This window comes from Streptomyces sp. NBC_00249, assembly GCF_026342355.1.
GTDB lineage: Bacteria > Actinomycetota > Actinomycetes > Streptomycetales > Streptomycetaceae > Streptomyces.
The window spans coordinates 892,339-905,574 of record NZ_JAPEMV010000003.1 but is presented as its reverse complement, the minus strand read 5'-3'; the positions used below and the strand labels follow the sequence as shown (position 1 = coordinate 905,574).

Sequence of the window (13,236 nt, the reverse complement as noted above, 5' to 3'; positions counted from 1 at the left end):
TCAGGGCGCCTGGGCGTGGTGACGGCGGCCGCGCCCGGAGCTGGTACGGGGCGGTTCGGTCCCGGTCCCGGTCCGGCAGGGCCTACCTGGTCAGGCCGACGGGCCGGCAGTCGGGGGTGGCGCAGCCGAGTTCGTTCCGGTCCTCGGGAAGCAGCCGGCTCGATCCGCTTCGGGGCAGGGCGCGCCTCGTACTGGGCCAGGACGTTCCCTGCCCCGTCCACGACGGTGATGAGGGAGGGGACGATGGTGCCGCCGGTGAGGACGAGCGTGGGCCCTCCCTTGTGTACCCAGTACCAGACCAACAGACCGGCTCCCGGAGCCATCCCGCGCGTCCGGGGCCGGCAAGCGGGACCACCATCGGCTTCAAAAGCGGCCTCGGCGGAGTGTCCACCGCCCGCCCGGTTCGGCTTGCCCACCAACTCCCGGCCCTGACCTGCGACAGGGAGATGTAGTGGTGACTACAGAACCCCTCACTCACCGGTGGGTGACGGGCTTGGCGGACATGCGCCCAGCCTCTTCCCCGGTTTCCCCAGCGGCACCTGGCCGCGTGCGAACGGGTGACGCCCGCCCCGTGAAGCGGATCACGGCCTCTCACGGACAGCCGCACCGGTGGCTTCGGCGGCGGGGTACGTTCGGAAGCACGGGGTGCGGCACTGGCCACCGAGGCCGCGACGGGGGCCGCGCCCCGGCAACGCGAGAGTGTCCGGCCGGGCGGGGCCCGCAGATTGCACTCCCTCGTGCGGGTGGAGCTGGGGCCGCCGGCGAACCACCCCGCTTCCCCCCGCCGTCGCAGCGGTCATGAAGCCGATCGACGAGCAGCACATCGCGGAGCCCGGCCTGGTGGTCCTGCACATCACCGGCGGAGACGAGAACACCGTCCAGGCCGTCATGGCCACCCTGGAAGAACTCTGGGCGGCCTCGGGCATCGGCCCGGTACGCCGGGATCCCGGCGAGCCCGGGGAGCGGGCCCGGGTCTACGCCGACGTCCTGCGCCCGGGGCGGGAGGGGCCGTAGGACCTGTCCGGCCGATCATGATTGTGAGTCGTAGCACCGGCCGGCCGTGCCGGATGTCGGTGACCACGACGTCGCAGCCGAGTGCCTGATCGCGGACCACGTCCCCGACGTCGGGTAGCTGGTCGCCGGTCACCAGGCCCCCGGGGAGCGGGTGCTCGGGGTGATCGGCTCTGTCGGCGCAGCGCTTCGGGCTTGTCGGTCTTCACTCGCCGCCCGAGTCGTCCGTGGCCCGTACGTGCGCGGTGCGGGAGCTCACGTGACGGGTCTGCCAGTCGCGCTCGACGGCGAGCTGGGCCGTGCGGAAGCCCAGGAGATGGTCCGGGTGCTTCCGCACGGCCAGTGCGGCGAGGTCCCCGACGCTGGCCACCTCGTCCACTGCGACCGCCCGGACGCGTGGCGCGCCGCGATCGAACCGTTCCTGGAGGACCTCGTCCGGGACGTGGGGCTCAGCAACCGGTGACGGTGACGCAGTCGTTCGGGACGTTGCCGGTCACCGCGGAGCGGACCAGCGAGACCGTCCCGCCGTTGTTGTAGATGCCGCCGGCGGGGGCTGGCTGCATAGGTGAGAACGAGGAGCGTCTGTAGGTCGGTTTGAAGAGCAGCTGCCGACTCCGGGGGCAAGGAATGTTGGTCAGAACCAGCAGCAGTGTGCAGCGCCAGGAGGGTGACATCGACCGCTCTTCTACCCCGCGAGGGTGGGATCTTCGGGTCCCGCAGGGCGACGGTCTCTGGTGGTGTCGCCATCGGCAGAGTAGAGTATGACTTCATTATGAAGCACGTACATAATTCTGATCTGGCCCGTGACCCTGATGGCTCCCTCTACGACCCCGGCGTCCGGGACTCCATGCAGGCGTTCTCGGCAGGCGGCGACACCCGCGCGCTGGAGACGGCCGCAGCCGTCCGGTCGGCCTCGCAGGCGGTCGACCGGCTGAGGTCGCACGGTGCGGGGGGACGTGGGCTCAGCGCGGGGGCGCTCGACGTCCTCGCACGGCTGAGCACAGCCGTGGACGAAGGCCTGAGCATTGGCGAACTGGCTCGTGCGGCGGGGGTGAGTTCCCGCAACGTCACCGGCTTGGTCGACACACTCGAACGTGACGGCCTGGCGCGGCGGGTCCAGGACCCGCGCGACCGCCGGTCGGTACGAGCCACGATCACACCGGCCGGCCGCGACTGGCTGGACGCCTTCCGGCAGCCGACGCAACGCGCCATGTCCGCCGTCTTCCAGGGCTTCACCGACGATGACCTTGCCCGGTTCCGCGACCTGTGCCTGCGCGTGGTCGAGAACCAGCAACGCATCGAGCAGTACCTGAACGCGGGACGGCACGACCAGCCGCCGGCTTCCTGAACCGACGACGACGGAGCACCCCATGCCCACCGACACAGCCACCATAGCCACCCGACGCACGGTCCGGGCCTACCACGAGGCCCGCTTCCGGGGAGACGTCAGCGCGGCCGCCGCCCAGATCGGCGAAGGCTTCCGCTTCCGCAGTCCGTTCATCACCTCCGACAGCCCTACCGGCCACCTCGACGGCCTGGACGGGCTCCTCGGCATCGTCACCGGCGTGGAGCTGATCAGCGAGCTGTACGGCGAGACCGAGGCCACCCTGGTCTACGACGTCCACACCGCCCCTGCCGTCGGCATCACCCAGCACACGGCCGAGCACTTCCGCTTGCGCGACGGCCGGATCACCTCGATCAAGCTCATCTTCGACGCCGCCCCCTGGCAGGCCATCATGTCCGCGGCCGGCCCGACCCACGATTAGGACTCCCCCACGCCGTGACCGGCCACGCGCCAGCACGACGCAAAGCATCGGCACGCCGCCGAAGCAAGTACCCAAGTGCTCTCGAAACTGGGCGACATCGTTTCTCATCGGAACAGGGCGCTCTCTGCCCTGAGCGACAAACGCTCTCGCATCTCATCAACAAAGCCAAGGGGACCGATGCAGGTCCCCGTCACCCGGAGATTTGTCTGCACGTGCGCATGACCAGCCGCCCTGCCCCGCTGTCGTTGCGGGGGCAGGGCGGCGTAAGGGCCACACGTGGAACAAGATGCCCGGCGGGGCGGGAGACGTGGGGGAGGCGGCCCGGAGATCCCTCGAACGGCCGGGGGCGACACCCGGGATGGCCCACGGACAGCGTCGAGCGGACTCGGATCAGAAGGAGAGGTGAGGCTTGCCCACCAGGGCCCGTGACCGGTCGGCGGGCCAATCGTGACCGATCCGTCTCCTGCGATCGGTCAAACAGCACGTCAGCGCCGTGACCGACCCGTGCAACTACCGACCGGACCGGTCACCGGCCATCGGTCAGCCACGGCCTCGCCGAGAAGCCACGGGCGGACCGTGACCGACGCCGCCGTGTCCAGCGCGCCCCGGCCAGGGTGGGCAAGCCGCTGTTCGGGGCGGCTTGCCCAGGCTCCCCTTGGGCTTGCCCAGCAGACGTGCGTGGCGGTCAGCGGCCGACGGGCCCGAGCTGCGCCCCGGCACCCCTCACGTGATCTGGCGCCGCATCGGCACCCACTCGATCCTCACCGGTCCCTGGCTTCTGGGTGTGCCCGCCGAGACAGCCCGGCAGCGATCATGAGGTGCCAGCATCACGCGGACTGGCTGTACTCGTTGGGCGAGATATGAAGCACTCCACCTCCCTGGACCCGCTGGCCGAGAGCGCGGTGGTCCCGGTGTGTGCGCTCGCCGACGCCGCCGGACCCGAGCGCTGGAGTGCCGACACTGTGGAGGACGCGGCCACCGCACTGGAGGTGCTCGCCGGGGCGCTGTCCGAGCTCAGCCCGGAGGCCGCTGAGCTCCTGGAGGTCATCCCGGCTGCCGTCGCCGCGCTCCGCGAACGCGTCGAACACGTACCGGCGACAGCCGGGCAGGCCCGCCGAGCCGACGCCGCGGAGGATCCGGCAGTGCTGAGCACCGGCCTGCGGCGGGCGCTCGCCGCTCACAGCCTCACCGGACACCGGGTCCACCAGCTCGGCCCCGCCCTGCTGACCATCACGCTGGACGCGGCCCACGCCCAGGCCCCCGCCGTGCTCCTCGCCGCCCGCCGCGAACTCCCCCGCCAGGCGCCCGCCGTCTCATCAACGCGGCCCCGACGCCTCGGGCTCGGGCACGGCTGGAAAGGCATCGACGGCCGCTGAGCGGCAGGAGGGCTCAGTTGTCCGGGGCCAGCCTCCGGTTGGTGCCGGACCGGCCGATGTCCAGGTCGAGGAGCGTGGTCAGTGCCGTGCCGCTGTTCCAGAGGCCGAGCAGGTCGACATCGATGAGGACCAGGTCGTGGCCGTCAGTGGTCTCGCCCAATTCCCGGATTCAGCTCTCTCGGAGACGGGGTGCTGGCCCTGCTTGCCCAACGGGTACCCGCGGTTGCCGGGCCGGCTGGAGGCGCTTCGACGCCGGATGACGAACAGCTGGCGAAGTCGGTGTCTCGTCTCAGCGAAGTTCGAGCAGTCTCAGCGAAACTTGACCGACGCTGCCCGTGTCATCGCAGGCTGAGTGCGTGCATCGTTCGTGGGCACCGCTCCCTGCCTCCGCACTACATGTGCCGGACAACCTGATAGATCGTGTGCGAGGTGGGTGCCGGATGCGGGGCGCTGTTCCAGCCGATCTCCTCAGCACGCCTCTCGATCGCTTCTCGCGCAGCGTGAGCTGCGGCTTCGTTCTCGAACAAGGAAATGGACAGTCCGTTGCCCGTGGCCGGATCGACGAGGTGATACGCCCCGTGCACGCCGGGCACGGTGGCGGCGGCATCCAGCACCCAGTCTCGGTCGTCAGTTGGCATGGGCTCCCACACGGCCACCCTTGCGATCATCGCCGCCTCCTTCGTTGCCCTGGACATCCAGAATGAACCCACTTCTATGGACTCCGTCGTCAACGACGCACCGACGGCGTCGTTACAGCCGAGTGTGTGCAGGCACGCTGGACATCACACAGGGCCCCCTGACCTGTGGTTCGCTCGCCGCTGGCGGTCCGGGGCGAGCGGCGCGGGGGCTGGCCGCCCGTACCGGTGCCCTTCGGGTGGGCGGCCGGCTCGGAGTAGGCGAGGGCCTGGTCGTCGTCGGCCTGCGGGCTGCTGTTCATCAGGTGGCCTCCGGTCGGAGGTGGGGGAACTGGGCGAGGACCTGGTCCACGAGGTCGCGGGCCGGCTTCCAGGCCGGGAGCGCGCCCTTGGCTGGCACGGGCAGGGCGAGTTCGTGGACGTCGGTGAGGACCAGGTGGTGGGCCTCGCGCTGCGCCCAAGGGCTGGTGCAGCGCTCGGGTCCCTGCTCGGGGTGGCAGTCGGTGAGGCGGGCGACGCCGATGACCGCGCCGAGGGCCGAAGGTCGCCCACACAGCGAACGGTCCCCCGTACGGGCGGCTCGACGGGCACCCGCCTCCGGACGGCCGGAGGATCAATGAGGGGACACGCGACGGGAGCCGATCAAGGATGCCGAACACCGCCGGTCGCTCGAAGAGGGCGCGCATCGTCCTGTCAGGTGTGCTGCTCCTCGCCGGGGTCGTCTCGACCGGGTGCAGCGGCGCGGCCCGCGACGCCGGGCAGGGCCCTGGAGCAGGACCCCGCCCCCAGGCGGCGCGCTCCGGCAGGGTCACCGTCGTCTACGAGGCCCAAACGGTCAAACCGGAGGACCGGGAGGCCGTGGCACTGATCCGGAACTCCCGCGTGCTGGAGCGTACGGCCGACTGGGTGAACAGATCACTCACCCTCCCGCACGACATGGTCGTGAAGGTCACCGCCGCCGTGCCGCCCGGCGTCACCGACGCCGTCACCCAGCCCGACGGCAGGACGATCTTCGTCCCGCCACCGTTCCTGACCGAGATCGAGAAGGCCTTCTCCGATGTCGTGAAGACCGTCGAACGGCCCGCCCCGTTCCCCGCGTCCGAGTACAACACCGACGACCTGACCGTGCTGTCGACCGAATTCATCTTCGGCCACGAGATGGGCCATGCCCTGCAGCGCCAGCTCCTCCTGGCCAACCTCGGTCTCGAAGAGGACGCGGCGGACGGCTTCGCGTCCTTCTATACCGTCAACGAGGTCGGGCCAGGCCCGTCGCTGGCCGCCGCGATCCTCTTCGACGAGATCGCACGCAAGGAAGGCACGCCGACCCTGGAGGGCATGTCGAGCGACCACCCCGTTACCCAGCAGCGGGCCTTCAACTTCCTGTGCTACCTGGAGGGCAGCGACCCGAAGAAGTACCAGCAGTCCCTGGTCGACAGCGGCTATCTCCCGAAGACCCGCGCCCCCCTCTGCCCGCAGGCGTGGGCAATGCTGGACTACGGCTGGTGGACCCAGCTCCAACCCCACTTCAGCGGGGCGTTCAGGGACCGGGGTGCTGAGGAGCAGAAGAAGGCGCACGGGCGGCTGGTCGCGGAGACACAGGCTCTGGCGAAGCGCATCGACGAGATCCGCAGCGGTCAATGAGGTAAATGACGCGTACCCCGTCGATCTCGTCCGCGTAGTCGCGCAGCAGGGTTCCGGGGACTATCGCGGGATCGGCGCCGAGGCGGTGTGCAACGCTCCACCAGCAAGATCAATATCCGCACACCGGCGCCGAACAGGGGAACAGGGAAACAGCGAGTGTCCGAGACTTCCGTGTCCATCAAGTCCAACAAGGCCGTAGCCGACGGCTCCAAGATCACCATCTCCGGCATCATGCGCGGCACGGTGCCGGGAAGCACTGTCCGCCGCCGGACCGCCCAGTTCGTAGGTGATGCCGCGAGTGACTGCGGTGATCAGGTCGTGGACGTGGCTCATCGTTTCCCCGCCGGACAGTTCCACCCGTGCGGTGAAGCCGATGTCGTCGGGCCGGGTGAGGGAGAGCAACGCGTCGGCGCGCTCGAAGGGTACGAGGCGGTCGACGGGTTCGGAGCGGGTCCCGCGGAGGGCGGCGAGGGCGTGCCACATGTCCCCCGGGTCGCTTGGCCCGAGCCCGGCATTGTTCTGCTCGTTTCGGCTCATGGCTCCGGTGTACGGCCGGCGAGGTGGCGTCGGTCGGCTCCGGACCGCCGCGTCCCAGACGGTGACGCCACGACCTCGGGAGCCATCCCGCCCTGCGGCCCGGATGGTGGGCAAGCCCTTCGCGCGGTGGGGCTTGCCCACCGGGACCCGTGAGCGGTCGGCAGACCAGGCGTGACCGATCCGTCTCCCGCGATCGGTCAAACGGCACGTCAGCGCCGTGACCGACCCGTGCAACTCCCGACCGAGGCGGTGACCGGTCATCGGTCACCCGTCATCGGTCAGCCGCGCCCTCGCCGGGAAGGCCGGGGATGGCCGTGACCGACGCCGCCTGGCCGGAGCGCCTCCGGCCGGGGTGGGTAAGCCCGGTTCGGGGCGGCTTGCCCAGGCTCCCCTTGGGCTTGCCCAGAGCCGGTCAGCGGCCGACCGCTTCGGGGTAGCGGGCGCGGCGCCGGTCCGGGTCGTCAACGCCGATCTCGTACCAGGGCTCGCCACGCTGGAGCCGGGGCAGGGTGTTCACCCACACCGCGATGGTGATGCCCTGCACGGCGTCGGTGAGCGCCTGCCGGCGGTTGTCGAGCAGGTGCTCCGCCTTGCCCGCCAGGACGACGTACAGCCGCGGGAAGGTCTTGAAGCGGGTGTAGCGGTGGCTGGCTTTGTACACGGTTCGTGGTTCTGGCTCAACTTCTGTGGTGACGGCCAGACGCTCAGTTCATCGGGACGCTGGACGATGGGGACCTGCTGGTCAACGCGTTGGTCCGACGCGGGCACGAGCGCACGCGACGCAGCTCCACAGAAGTTGAGCCAGAACCCGGTTCGTCAAGTCCGTTCTTCACGACTTCGGGAGGCACCCGCCGGGGGGCGGGATGTCGATGTTCACGAGAACGGAGGCTGACGACCCGGTTGTGCGGGAGGCCGATCAGGCCAAGCCGGTGCATCCTCGAGGCCAATCGTGCGATGGAGGCGGCTGGCGTCCTCGGCAGCCCGGACCACGAGATCCTTGGCTTAGTTCACGAACTGTGCCCCGGTTTCGATGGCGACCGATAGCCGATGCAGGCAGAGGCCAGGCACTCCTGCCGGACCTTCGGGGAGAGTGCCCGGCCTCTTTGTGTCGCCGCACAGCGCGTTGGGTTGAGCCTTATCGGTTAAGTACTGCTAGATGCACCATGGGCCCTTGTCGGGATTCCCGGTAATGGGGCCGGGGGAGTAGTCCGAGGGCATGAGGTAGACCCATTCCCTGGGGTCGTTGTAAGCCTCGAGCAGGCCGGGTGCGTAGCTGTGGAAGCCTGTTGCGTAGAGCCCGCGATCGGGGTCGTATGTGTTGTATGCCCGGATAACTGCCTTCTTGGTCTTCATGTCGGAGGCGGACAGGCGTTGTATGGCGTCGGCGCTTACCCGATCGCGCCATGCTTTGCTGGTGACCTTGCCTCCGTTGCATGCTTCGCTTACGGAGTCGCCGTAAATGTGGCCGTAGGTGAATCTTTGGTCTTTCACCTCGTCCTTGAGCCAGTAGGCGGCGTCGGAGATGGCCTTGTGGGTGTCCTGGCAGTCCAGCCAGCCGGCCGGAAACTTGTGGGACGAGCCGGGATATTTCTTTTCCAGGGCGCGCACCTTGGTGAACACTGCGTCCCTGAGTGAGTCGAACGACTGGCCGAGTTCTTCGTCGATCTCCGGAAGCTGCCAGTTGAAGAACTTGTCCACCCCGAGGATGCGAGCTGCCTCGGTGAACTCCTGGGTCCGCGCTTTGACGACCCTCGGAGTGTTGGGGTCAATTTTGTTGCCGGACTTGTCCCAGCCGAGATTGTGGAATGCGTTCGGGTAGACGCACAGGTCTGGACCCGGACCTCCGTAGGGGCCGGACCCGCATGCTCCCTGGTTCATCCTCTGGGCAAGCCCGACGTTCTGGCCCTGGGTGACCAGCACCAAGAAGACCGGCCTGCCGGCCGCCTTATGGGCCAGGATCTGTCCCACATATCCCAGGGCCTCGTCGTCCTGGTGCGGGGCGTAGAAGATCGCTGGAGTCTTCAGCGCCGTGGCCGCGCGGGCAGCCGGACTCGTACCGGCGAGGAGGCCGGTGCCGGCCAGCGCCGCGCCCCCGGCGAGTCCCAGGGCGCGCCGACGGGAAATCGCGGTACCGCGGTCGGCAGCAGGATTCGGTGAGCTTTGCAAGACGTGCACTCCCATTTTCGGCGTGGGCGGGTGTGGGGCTGGCGTTGATCGGGCTGAACGCGGCGAGCAGCACGAGGCACAGCACGCCGAGCCTTCTGGCGGCGCGCCGCGCTGCGGATCTCGGATGCATCGAACCCCCTGAACTCTTCTTGCGGAGATCCGCGCGGTGAAACATGGCGAGAGCGTCCCCTGTGGGTCAGGACAGGGGTGTTCTCGCGGGGTCGGTTGGTGAGGCTGAAGGCGGCCGGGCCGCGCGGGGCCCCTATCCCAGCAGGTGCGGGAGGCGTGGTGCGGGGGCCTGCCGGTGGGCCTGGCGCCTTGTCCTCATGGGCGTAGTCAACGCGATGGGGTGGAAGCGGAACAGGAAATTTCGCCTGCAGAAGTAGGTCGCACATACTTTTGCGGGTCGGTTCGGCGCTGGGGCGGGGCCACGTAACAAGTTCAAGATGGGTACCGGTACTGGAGCGGCGTGGGCGAGCTGGTCGAACGTCTACTGACGTTGAACTCGTGATGTCGTGTTGTTGGTCAGGCGGGTCTGACGGCCAGGCCGGTCTCGGCGAGGCAGCCGTCTATGAGGTGGCTGCGGTACTGGATGGGTTGTAGGCCGTGCCGGATGCGCTGGACGAGGTGTTCGGGAGTGCTGAAGGCAACGTTGGAGAGCCAGCCGCGTCGCAGGAGGGACCAGATCCCTTCGACGGGGTTGAGGTCGGGTGCGTAGTGCGGCAGGTAGTAGTTGGTCAGCCAGTCCCGGGCTTCCGCCCATTCCCGCAGATCAGCGGCTTTGTGGACGTTGAGGTTGTCCCAAATGAGCACGATGGGGCCGCCGAGCTGCTGATGTGCGGCGGTCAGCAGGTCTCGGCAGTCGCGCCAGGAGAAGCTCTTGCGGCCGTCGCGCCGGCCGTCGTCCCGGCGCGGCCGGTAGATCAGCCGGGACCGGTGGCCGGGCTTGTAGCAGGTCAGCGCGGCGATCGACACTCGCCCGCGGGAACGGCCCCGGACCCGCACCACCGGGGTCCGGCCACGCTGTGACCAGGTCCTCGCCTGCGGCGGCGTCATGGAGAAACCGGCCTCCTCCTCGAAGACGAGCCAGGCTCCACGGGCCGCCGCGAGTCTTCCGCGCACGGCCACACCTCCTTGACCCACCCCGCGACCACGTCGTCGTCCCGTTCCATGGCCCGTCGGGCCGGGACCTGGCATGACCAGCCATTACGCACCAGGAGCTTACGCACGCCCTCGACCGTGCAGGTCAGGTGGAAGCGCCGGCCGATCACCCTCTTGACCCGCGCCAGCGACCAACGCCGGTCTTCCCAGCCATGCGCGGCCGGCCCCTTGGCCAGCTCCGCCTCCAGCTGCGTGAACTGCTTCTGGCTCAGCCTCGGACCACCTCCACAGCGCGGGCTGCGACTCGGCCCCCACTCCCCGCCGAGGCTCCATGCGGCGACCGAGAACGGCCACCAGAAGTACACCGGCCTCGACAAGCTGCCCTGCCCCGTCATCTCGGCCGCCCGCTCCCCGCTCAAAGACCCCGAGGACTTCCTGGTCGGGCAGTCAGCGATGTTCTCCACCGAAGCCCTCACCCGCGGACGCGGCGACATCTTCCACGGCCGCGGCGCCCTGGTCCTCGGTTCGGCAAGCTCGGCAGCTCCATCGCCCGCCTCCCGCACGCCAAGGGCGTCCACGTCACCGTCTACGACATCGACCCCGTCCGCCGCACCCAGGCCCTCGCCCAGGGCTTCACCGTCGCCCAGGACCGCACCACCGCCCTCGGATCGGCCGGACTCGTCCTGTGCGCCACCGGCTCACTCGCCCTGCGCGGAGACGACTTCCCCCGCCCGCGCGCCGGCGCCTACGTCGCCACCGTCACCAGCAGCGAAGACGAACTCGACCTCGCCCACCTGCCCGCCGTCTACGACACCACGCCCGCCGGACAGCACGTCACCCGGTATGCAGCAGCGGCAGCGGCCACTACTTCCTGCTGCTGAACGACGGAAACGCCGTCAACTTCCTGCACGGCTCCTCAGTCGGCCCGTTCATCTACCTCGTGCAGGCAGAACTTGTCGCCGCCGTCCGGATACTCGCCTGCGGCGATCTCGGACCCGGTATGCATGAGATCCCCGACACCGACCGCCGCGCCATCGCCTCCATCTGGCTCGACCACTACAACCGGTAAGGACCATCCACGTGCCCATCAGCCACGACCACATCCGCGCCACGACGAACGCCTACCTCGACGCCCACCCCGAGGACAAGCACGAACTCGCCCCGCTCTTCGACCTCCTCGACACCGGCGCGGACGTCACCAGCCGCAAGGAGATGCGCGGCCATGTGACCGCCGGGGCCGTACTCCTCGACGCCAGTGGCCGGGTCCTGCACATCCACCACAACGCGCTCAACACGTGGTTGCTGCCCGGCGGCCACGTCGAAGACACCGACACCACCCTCGCAGAGGCGGCCCTGCGCGAACTCGTGGAGGAAGCCGGACTCAACGGAGCCGCGATCTCCCTGGCCCACCCCGAGCCCGCCCACATCGACATCCACCCCATCCCCGCCAACCCGGCCAAGAACGAAGGCGACCACCAGCACATCGACTACCGGTTCGTGTTCCGCCTCGACCGGGACGCCGACGTCGCGCTCCAGGGGGAAGAGGTCAGCGGCTACGCCTGGAAGAACGCGGACGTCATCGTGGACGAAAGCCTCCGCAGCCGCGTCCTCCCGCACGTCGCCTGAACCCGGAAACTGCCCCGCCTGGCACCTCCTACTGCACCATCGCCGCAGGCGGGGCATTCCGACGACAAAGGAGGGATGAGTGCTCCAGCACCTCCTTACGCAAGGTGGCGACCTGCGCATGATCCCCACCGCCCACGACCAGTTGACCACCGCCGTACAGACGATCTGCGAGGAACTCCGGGCGCTCCCCGAAGGCACGGACCCCGACCGGACGCGGATCCTGGCCCGGTGGGCCGGGATCGGCCTGATGAGCCCGGGCCACCACGACGACGCGCGCATGTTTCTGCGGCAGGCGCTCGACCTGGCCACCGCCAGCGACCGCCACCACCAGCGTCCTCGCAGCAGTGCGCAGCTTGTCACCCGAGCGGTGGGAGGCGAGGACGTCCGCAATGGCCAACCGGCGGCGACTGTGAAAATCGCTGTCCGATCACCGGAGCACGGTGATAGACATCCGGTGTGGAAAAGAATCTTGAGTTCCCTGACCTTTTGCGACTGATCGATGAACGGTCGACCGCCTTCCGCGCCGTGGTCGCCGCCGCGCCCGGTCTCGACGCGCAGGTGCCGACCTGCCCCGGGTGGACGCTGTTCGATCTGGTGAAGCACCTGGGTGGGGGAGACCGTTTCTGGGCCGCCATCGTCGGCGCGGGGCCTGCCGACGCTCCCCCGGCCGAGGCCGTCGCCGCGCGCGCCGCGCTGGAAGTGCCGCAGGAGCGTGAGGCCCTGCTGGCCTGGCTGGACGCGTCGACGCAGCTTCTGCTGGGCGCCCTGCGCGAGGCGGGACCGGAGAGCGGTTGCTGGACGTGGTGGCCCGCGTCGCAGTCACCGCAGACCGCCGGCGGCACCGCCCGGCACCGGGTCCAGGAGACCGCGGTGCACACCTACGACGCCCAGCTCGCCGGGGGCGCCCCGCAGCCGCTGCCGGTCGAGCTGGCACTCGACGGTGTGGAGGAGTTCCTGTTCACCGTCTGCGCAACGCCGAGTGCCTGGCCGCACAAGCCCACGGCCTTCGACTTCCACGCCGCCGAGGGCCGCTCCTGGCGCCTCACCGTCGACGGCGACGGCGCACGCACCACCCGCATACCCGCGCCCACCGCCGCGACCGGCGAAGACTCGGACGCAGCCGGCGCCTCCGTCCACGGCACGGCCAGTGAGCTGGTCCTCTACCTGTACGACCGGATCCAGGCCGACTCCTTGCACGTTGACGGAGACGCAGGGCTGCTCGACCTGCTCCGCGCCTGGGAGCCGGAGGAGAAGTAGGACGTAGCGGGGCGGTTGGCCGCGCCTCGAGCCGGTAAGGACACGACTCTTCGCCAGGTTCGTCAGTCGCGGCACCGGGCTCAAACCCGCGAGGCGGCCTCGGGGCGTCACCAAGCCGAC

16 protein-coding genes and 1 pseudogene are annotated in these 13,236 nt (G+C 69.4%); 10 read left to right on the top strand and 7 right to left on the bottom strand.

The genetic code is table 11. The annotated features are described in order from the left end of the window. Positions 1-798: 798 nt before the first annotated feature. The 5 genes and pseudogenes from OOK31_RS18135 to OOK31_RS18115 all read left to right on the top strand — a co-directional run bounded on the left by OOK31_RS18135 (position 799) and on the right by OOK31_RS18115 (position 4,153). Entirely contained in the window at positions 799-1,014 is a 216-nt protein-coding gene (locus OOK31_RS18135) for a DUF6207 family protein (protein WP_267088265.1), read from the top strand. Positions 1,015-1,291: 277 nt separating this feature from the next. Next, positions 1,292-1,474 (top strand): annotated as a pseudogene (locus OOK31_RS18130) (alpha/beta fold hydrolase); the annotation flags it as partial. A 309-nt stretch (positions 1,475-1,783) separates the two neighbouring features. Next, on the top strand, positions 1,784-2,359 hold the full coding sequence (locus OOK31_RS18125) for a MarR family winged helix-turn-helix transcriptional regulator (protein ID WP_267088264.1): 576 nt from the start codon (positions 1,784-1,786) through the stop codon (positions 2,357-2,359). Between the two features lie 22 nt (positions 2,360-2,381). Further along, positions 2,382-2,777 (top strand): nuclear transport factor 2 family protein, encoded by a 396-nt coding sequence (locus OOK31_RS18120; RefSeq protein WP_267088263.1) that lies wholly within the window; start codon positions 2,382-2,384, stop codon positions 2,775-2,777. An 860-nt stretch (positions 2,778-3,637) separates the two neighbouring features. Then, on the top strand, positions 3,638-4,153 hold the full coding sequence (locus OOK31_RS18115) for a hypothetical protein (RefSeq protein ID WP_267088262.1): 516 nt from the start codon (positions 3,638-3,640) through the stop codon (positions 4,151-4,153). A gap of 13 nt (positions 4,154-4,166) precedes the next feature. Here the strand turns inward: OOK31_RS18115 and OOK31_RS18110 are convergent, their stop codons facing one another. Beyond that, positions 4,167-4,313: a hypothetical protein gene (locus OOK31_RS18110; protein WP_267088261.1), complete on the bottom strand. Its 147-nt coding sequence runs from the start codon at positions 4,311-4,313 to the stop codon at positions 4,167-4,169. 232 nt (positions 4,314-4,545) lie between these two features. Continuing rightward, positions 4,546-4,821 (bottom strand): hypothetical protein, encoded by a 276-nt coding sequence (locus OOK31_RS18105; RefSeq protein WP_267088260.1) that lies wholly within the window; start codon positions 4,819-4,821, stop codon positions 4,546-4,548. 615 nt (positions 4,822-5,436) lie between these two features. On the opposite strand from OOK31_RS18105, the gene OOK31_RS18100 reads away from it, so the two are divergent. Continuing rightward, complete coding sequence (locus OOK31_RS18100) at positions 5,437-6,429, top strand: DUF4344 domain-containing metallopeptidase (protein ID WP_267088259.1); 993 nt, start codon at positions 5,437-5,439, stop codon at positions 6,427-6,429. 60 nt (positions 6,430-6,489) lie between these two features. Here the strand turns inward: OOK31_RS18100 and OOK31_RS18095 are convergent, their stop codons facing one another. From OOK31_RS18095 to OOK31_RS18075, 5 genes are all read right to left on the bottom strand, one after another. Beyond that, positions 6,490-6,966 (bottom strand): hypothetical protein, encoded by a 477-nt coding sequence (locus tag OOK31_RS18095; protein WP_267088258.1) that lies wholly within the window; start codon positions 6,964-6,966, stop codon positions 6,490-6,492. 412 nt (positions 6,967-7,378) lie between these two features. Further along, a complete protein-coding gene (locus OOK31_RS18090; RefSeq protein WP_267088257.1) occupies positions 7,379-7,627 on the bottom strand; it encodes a hypothetical protein in 249 nt (82 codons plus the stop codon). Between the two features lie 491 nt (positions 7,628-8,118). Continuing rightward, positions 8,119-9,132, bottom strand: a complete 1,014-nt coding sequence (locus OOK31_RS18085; RefSeq protein ID WP_267088256.1) for a PIG-L family deacetylase — start codon at positions 9,130-9,132, stop codon at positions 8,119-8,121. A gap of 525 nt (positions 9,133-9,657) precedes the next feature. Beyond that, the gene (locus tag OOK31_RS18080) at positions 9,658-10,188 is read right to left on the bottom strand and encodes a transposase (protein ID WP_267088318.1); all 531 of its coding nucleotides are present in this window, start codon (positions 10,186-10,188) and stop codon (positions 9,658-9,660) included. Continuing rightward, positions 10,185-10,628, bottom strand: coding sequence for a winged helix-turn-helix domain-containing protein (locus tag OOK31_RS18075; RefSeq protein WP_267088255.1), 444 nt, complete (start codon positions 10,626-10,628; stop codon positions 10,185-10,187). Before OOK31_RS18075 ends, OOK31_RS18080 begins: the two co-directional genes overlap by 4 nt. 545 nt (positions 10,629-11,173) lie before the next feature. Between OOK31_RS18075 and OOK31_RS39405 the strand changes: the two genes are divergently transcribed. The 4 genes from OOK31_RS39405 to OOK31_RS18055 all read left to right on the top strand — a co-directional run bounded on the left by OOK31_RS39405 (position 11,174) and on the right by OOK31_RS18055 (position 13,116). Then, on the top strand, positions 11,174-11,302 hold the full coding sequence (locus OOK31_RS39405; protein ID WP_323188223.1) for a hypothetical protein: 129 nt from the start codon (positions 11,174-11,176) through the stop codon (positions 11,300-11,302). 11 nt (positions 11,303-11,313) lie between these two features. Next, positions 11,314-11,859, top strand: a complete 546-nt coding sequence (locus tag OOK31_RS18065; RefSeq protein WP_267088254.1) for an NUDIX hydrolase — start codon at positions 11,314-11,316, stop codon at positions 11,857-11,859. Positions 11,860-11,938: 79 nt separating this feature from the next. Then, positions 11,939-12,355 (top strand): hypothetical protein, encoded by a 417-nt coding sequence (locus OOK31_RS18060; RefSeq protein ID WP_267088253.1) that lies wholly within the window; start codon positions 11,939-11,941, stop codon positions 12,353-12,355. Beyond that, positions 12,316-13,116 carry a maleylpyruvate isomerase family mycothiol-dependent enzyme gene (locus tag OOK31_RS18055; RefSeq protein ID WP_267088252.1) on the top strand — a complete coding sequence of 267 codons (801 nt, stop codon included), beginning with the start codon at positions 12,316-12,318 and terminating at the stop codon, positions 13,114-13,116. Before OOK31_RS18060 ends, OOK31_RS18055 begins: the two co-directional genes overlap by 40 nt. Positions 13,117-13,236: the final 120 nt, after the last annotated feature.

What these genes read in the sequence shown, in the direction of transcription:
- OOK31_RS18135 (WP_267088265.1), top strand. Translation starts at nt 799, where the DNA reads ATGAAGCCGATCGACGAGCAGCACATCGCGGAGCCCGGCCTGGTGGTC.
- OOK31_RS18125 (WP_267088264.1), top strand. Translation starts at nt 1,784, where the DNA reads ATGAAGCACGTACATAATTCTGATCTGGCCCGTGACCCTGATGGCTCC.
- OOK31_RS18120 (WP_267088263.1), top strand. Translation starts at nt 2,382, where the DNA reads ATGCCCACCGACACAGCCACCATAGCCACCCGACGCACGGTCCGGGCC.
- OOK31_RS18115 (WP_267088262.1), top strand. Translation starts at nt 3,638, where the DNA reads ATGAAGCACTCCACCTCCCTGGACCCGCTGGCCGAGAGCGCGGTGGTC.
- OOK31_RS18105 (WP_267088260.1), bottom strand. Translation starts at nt 4,821, where the DNA reads ATGATCGCAAGGGTGGCCGTGTGGGAGCCCATGCCAACTGACGACCGA.
- OOK31_RS18100 (WP_267088259.1), top strand. Translation starts at nt 5,437, where the DNA reads ATGCCGAACACCGCCGGTCGCTCGAAGAGGGCGCGCATCGTCCTGTCA.
- OOK31_RS18095 (WP_267088258.1), bottom strand. Translation starts at nt 6,966, where the DNA reads ATGAGCCGAAACGAGCAGAACAATGCCGGGCTCGGGCCAAGCGACCCG.
- OOK31_RS18080 (WP_267088318.1), bottom strand. Translation starts at nt 10,188, where the DNA reads ATGACGCCGCCGCAGGCGAGGACCTGGTCACAGCGTGGCCGGACCCCG.
- OOK31_RS18075 (WP_267088255.1), bottom strand. Translation starts at nt 10,628, where the DNA reads ATGACGGGGCAGGGCAGCTTGTCGAGGCCGGTGTACTTCTGGTGGCCG.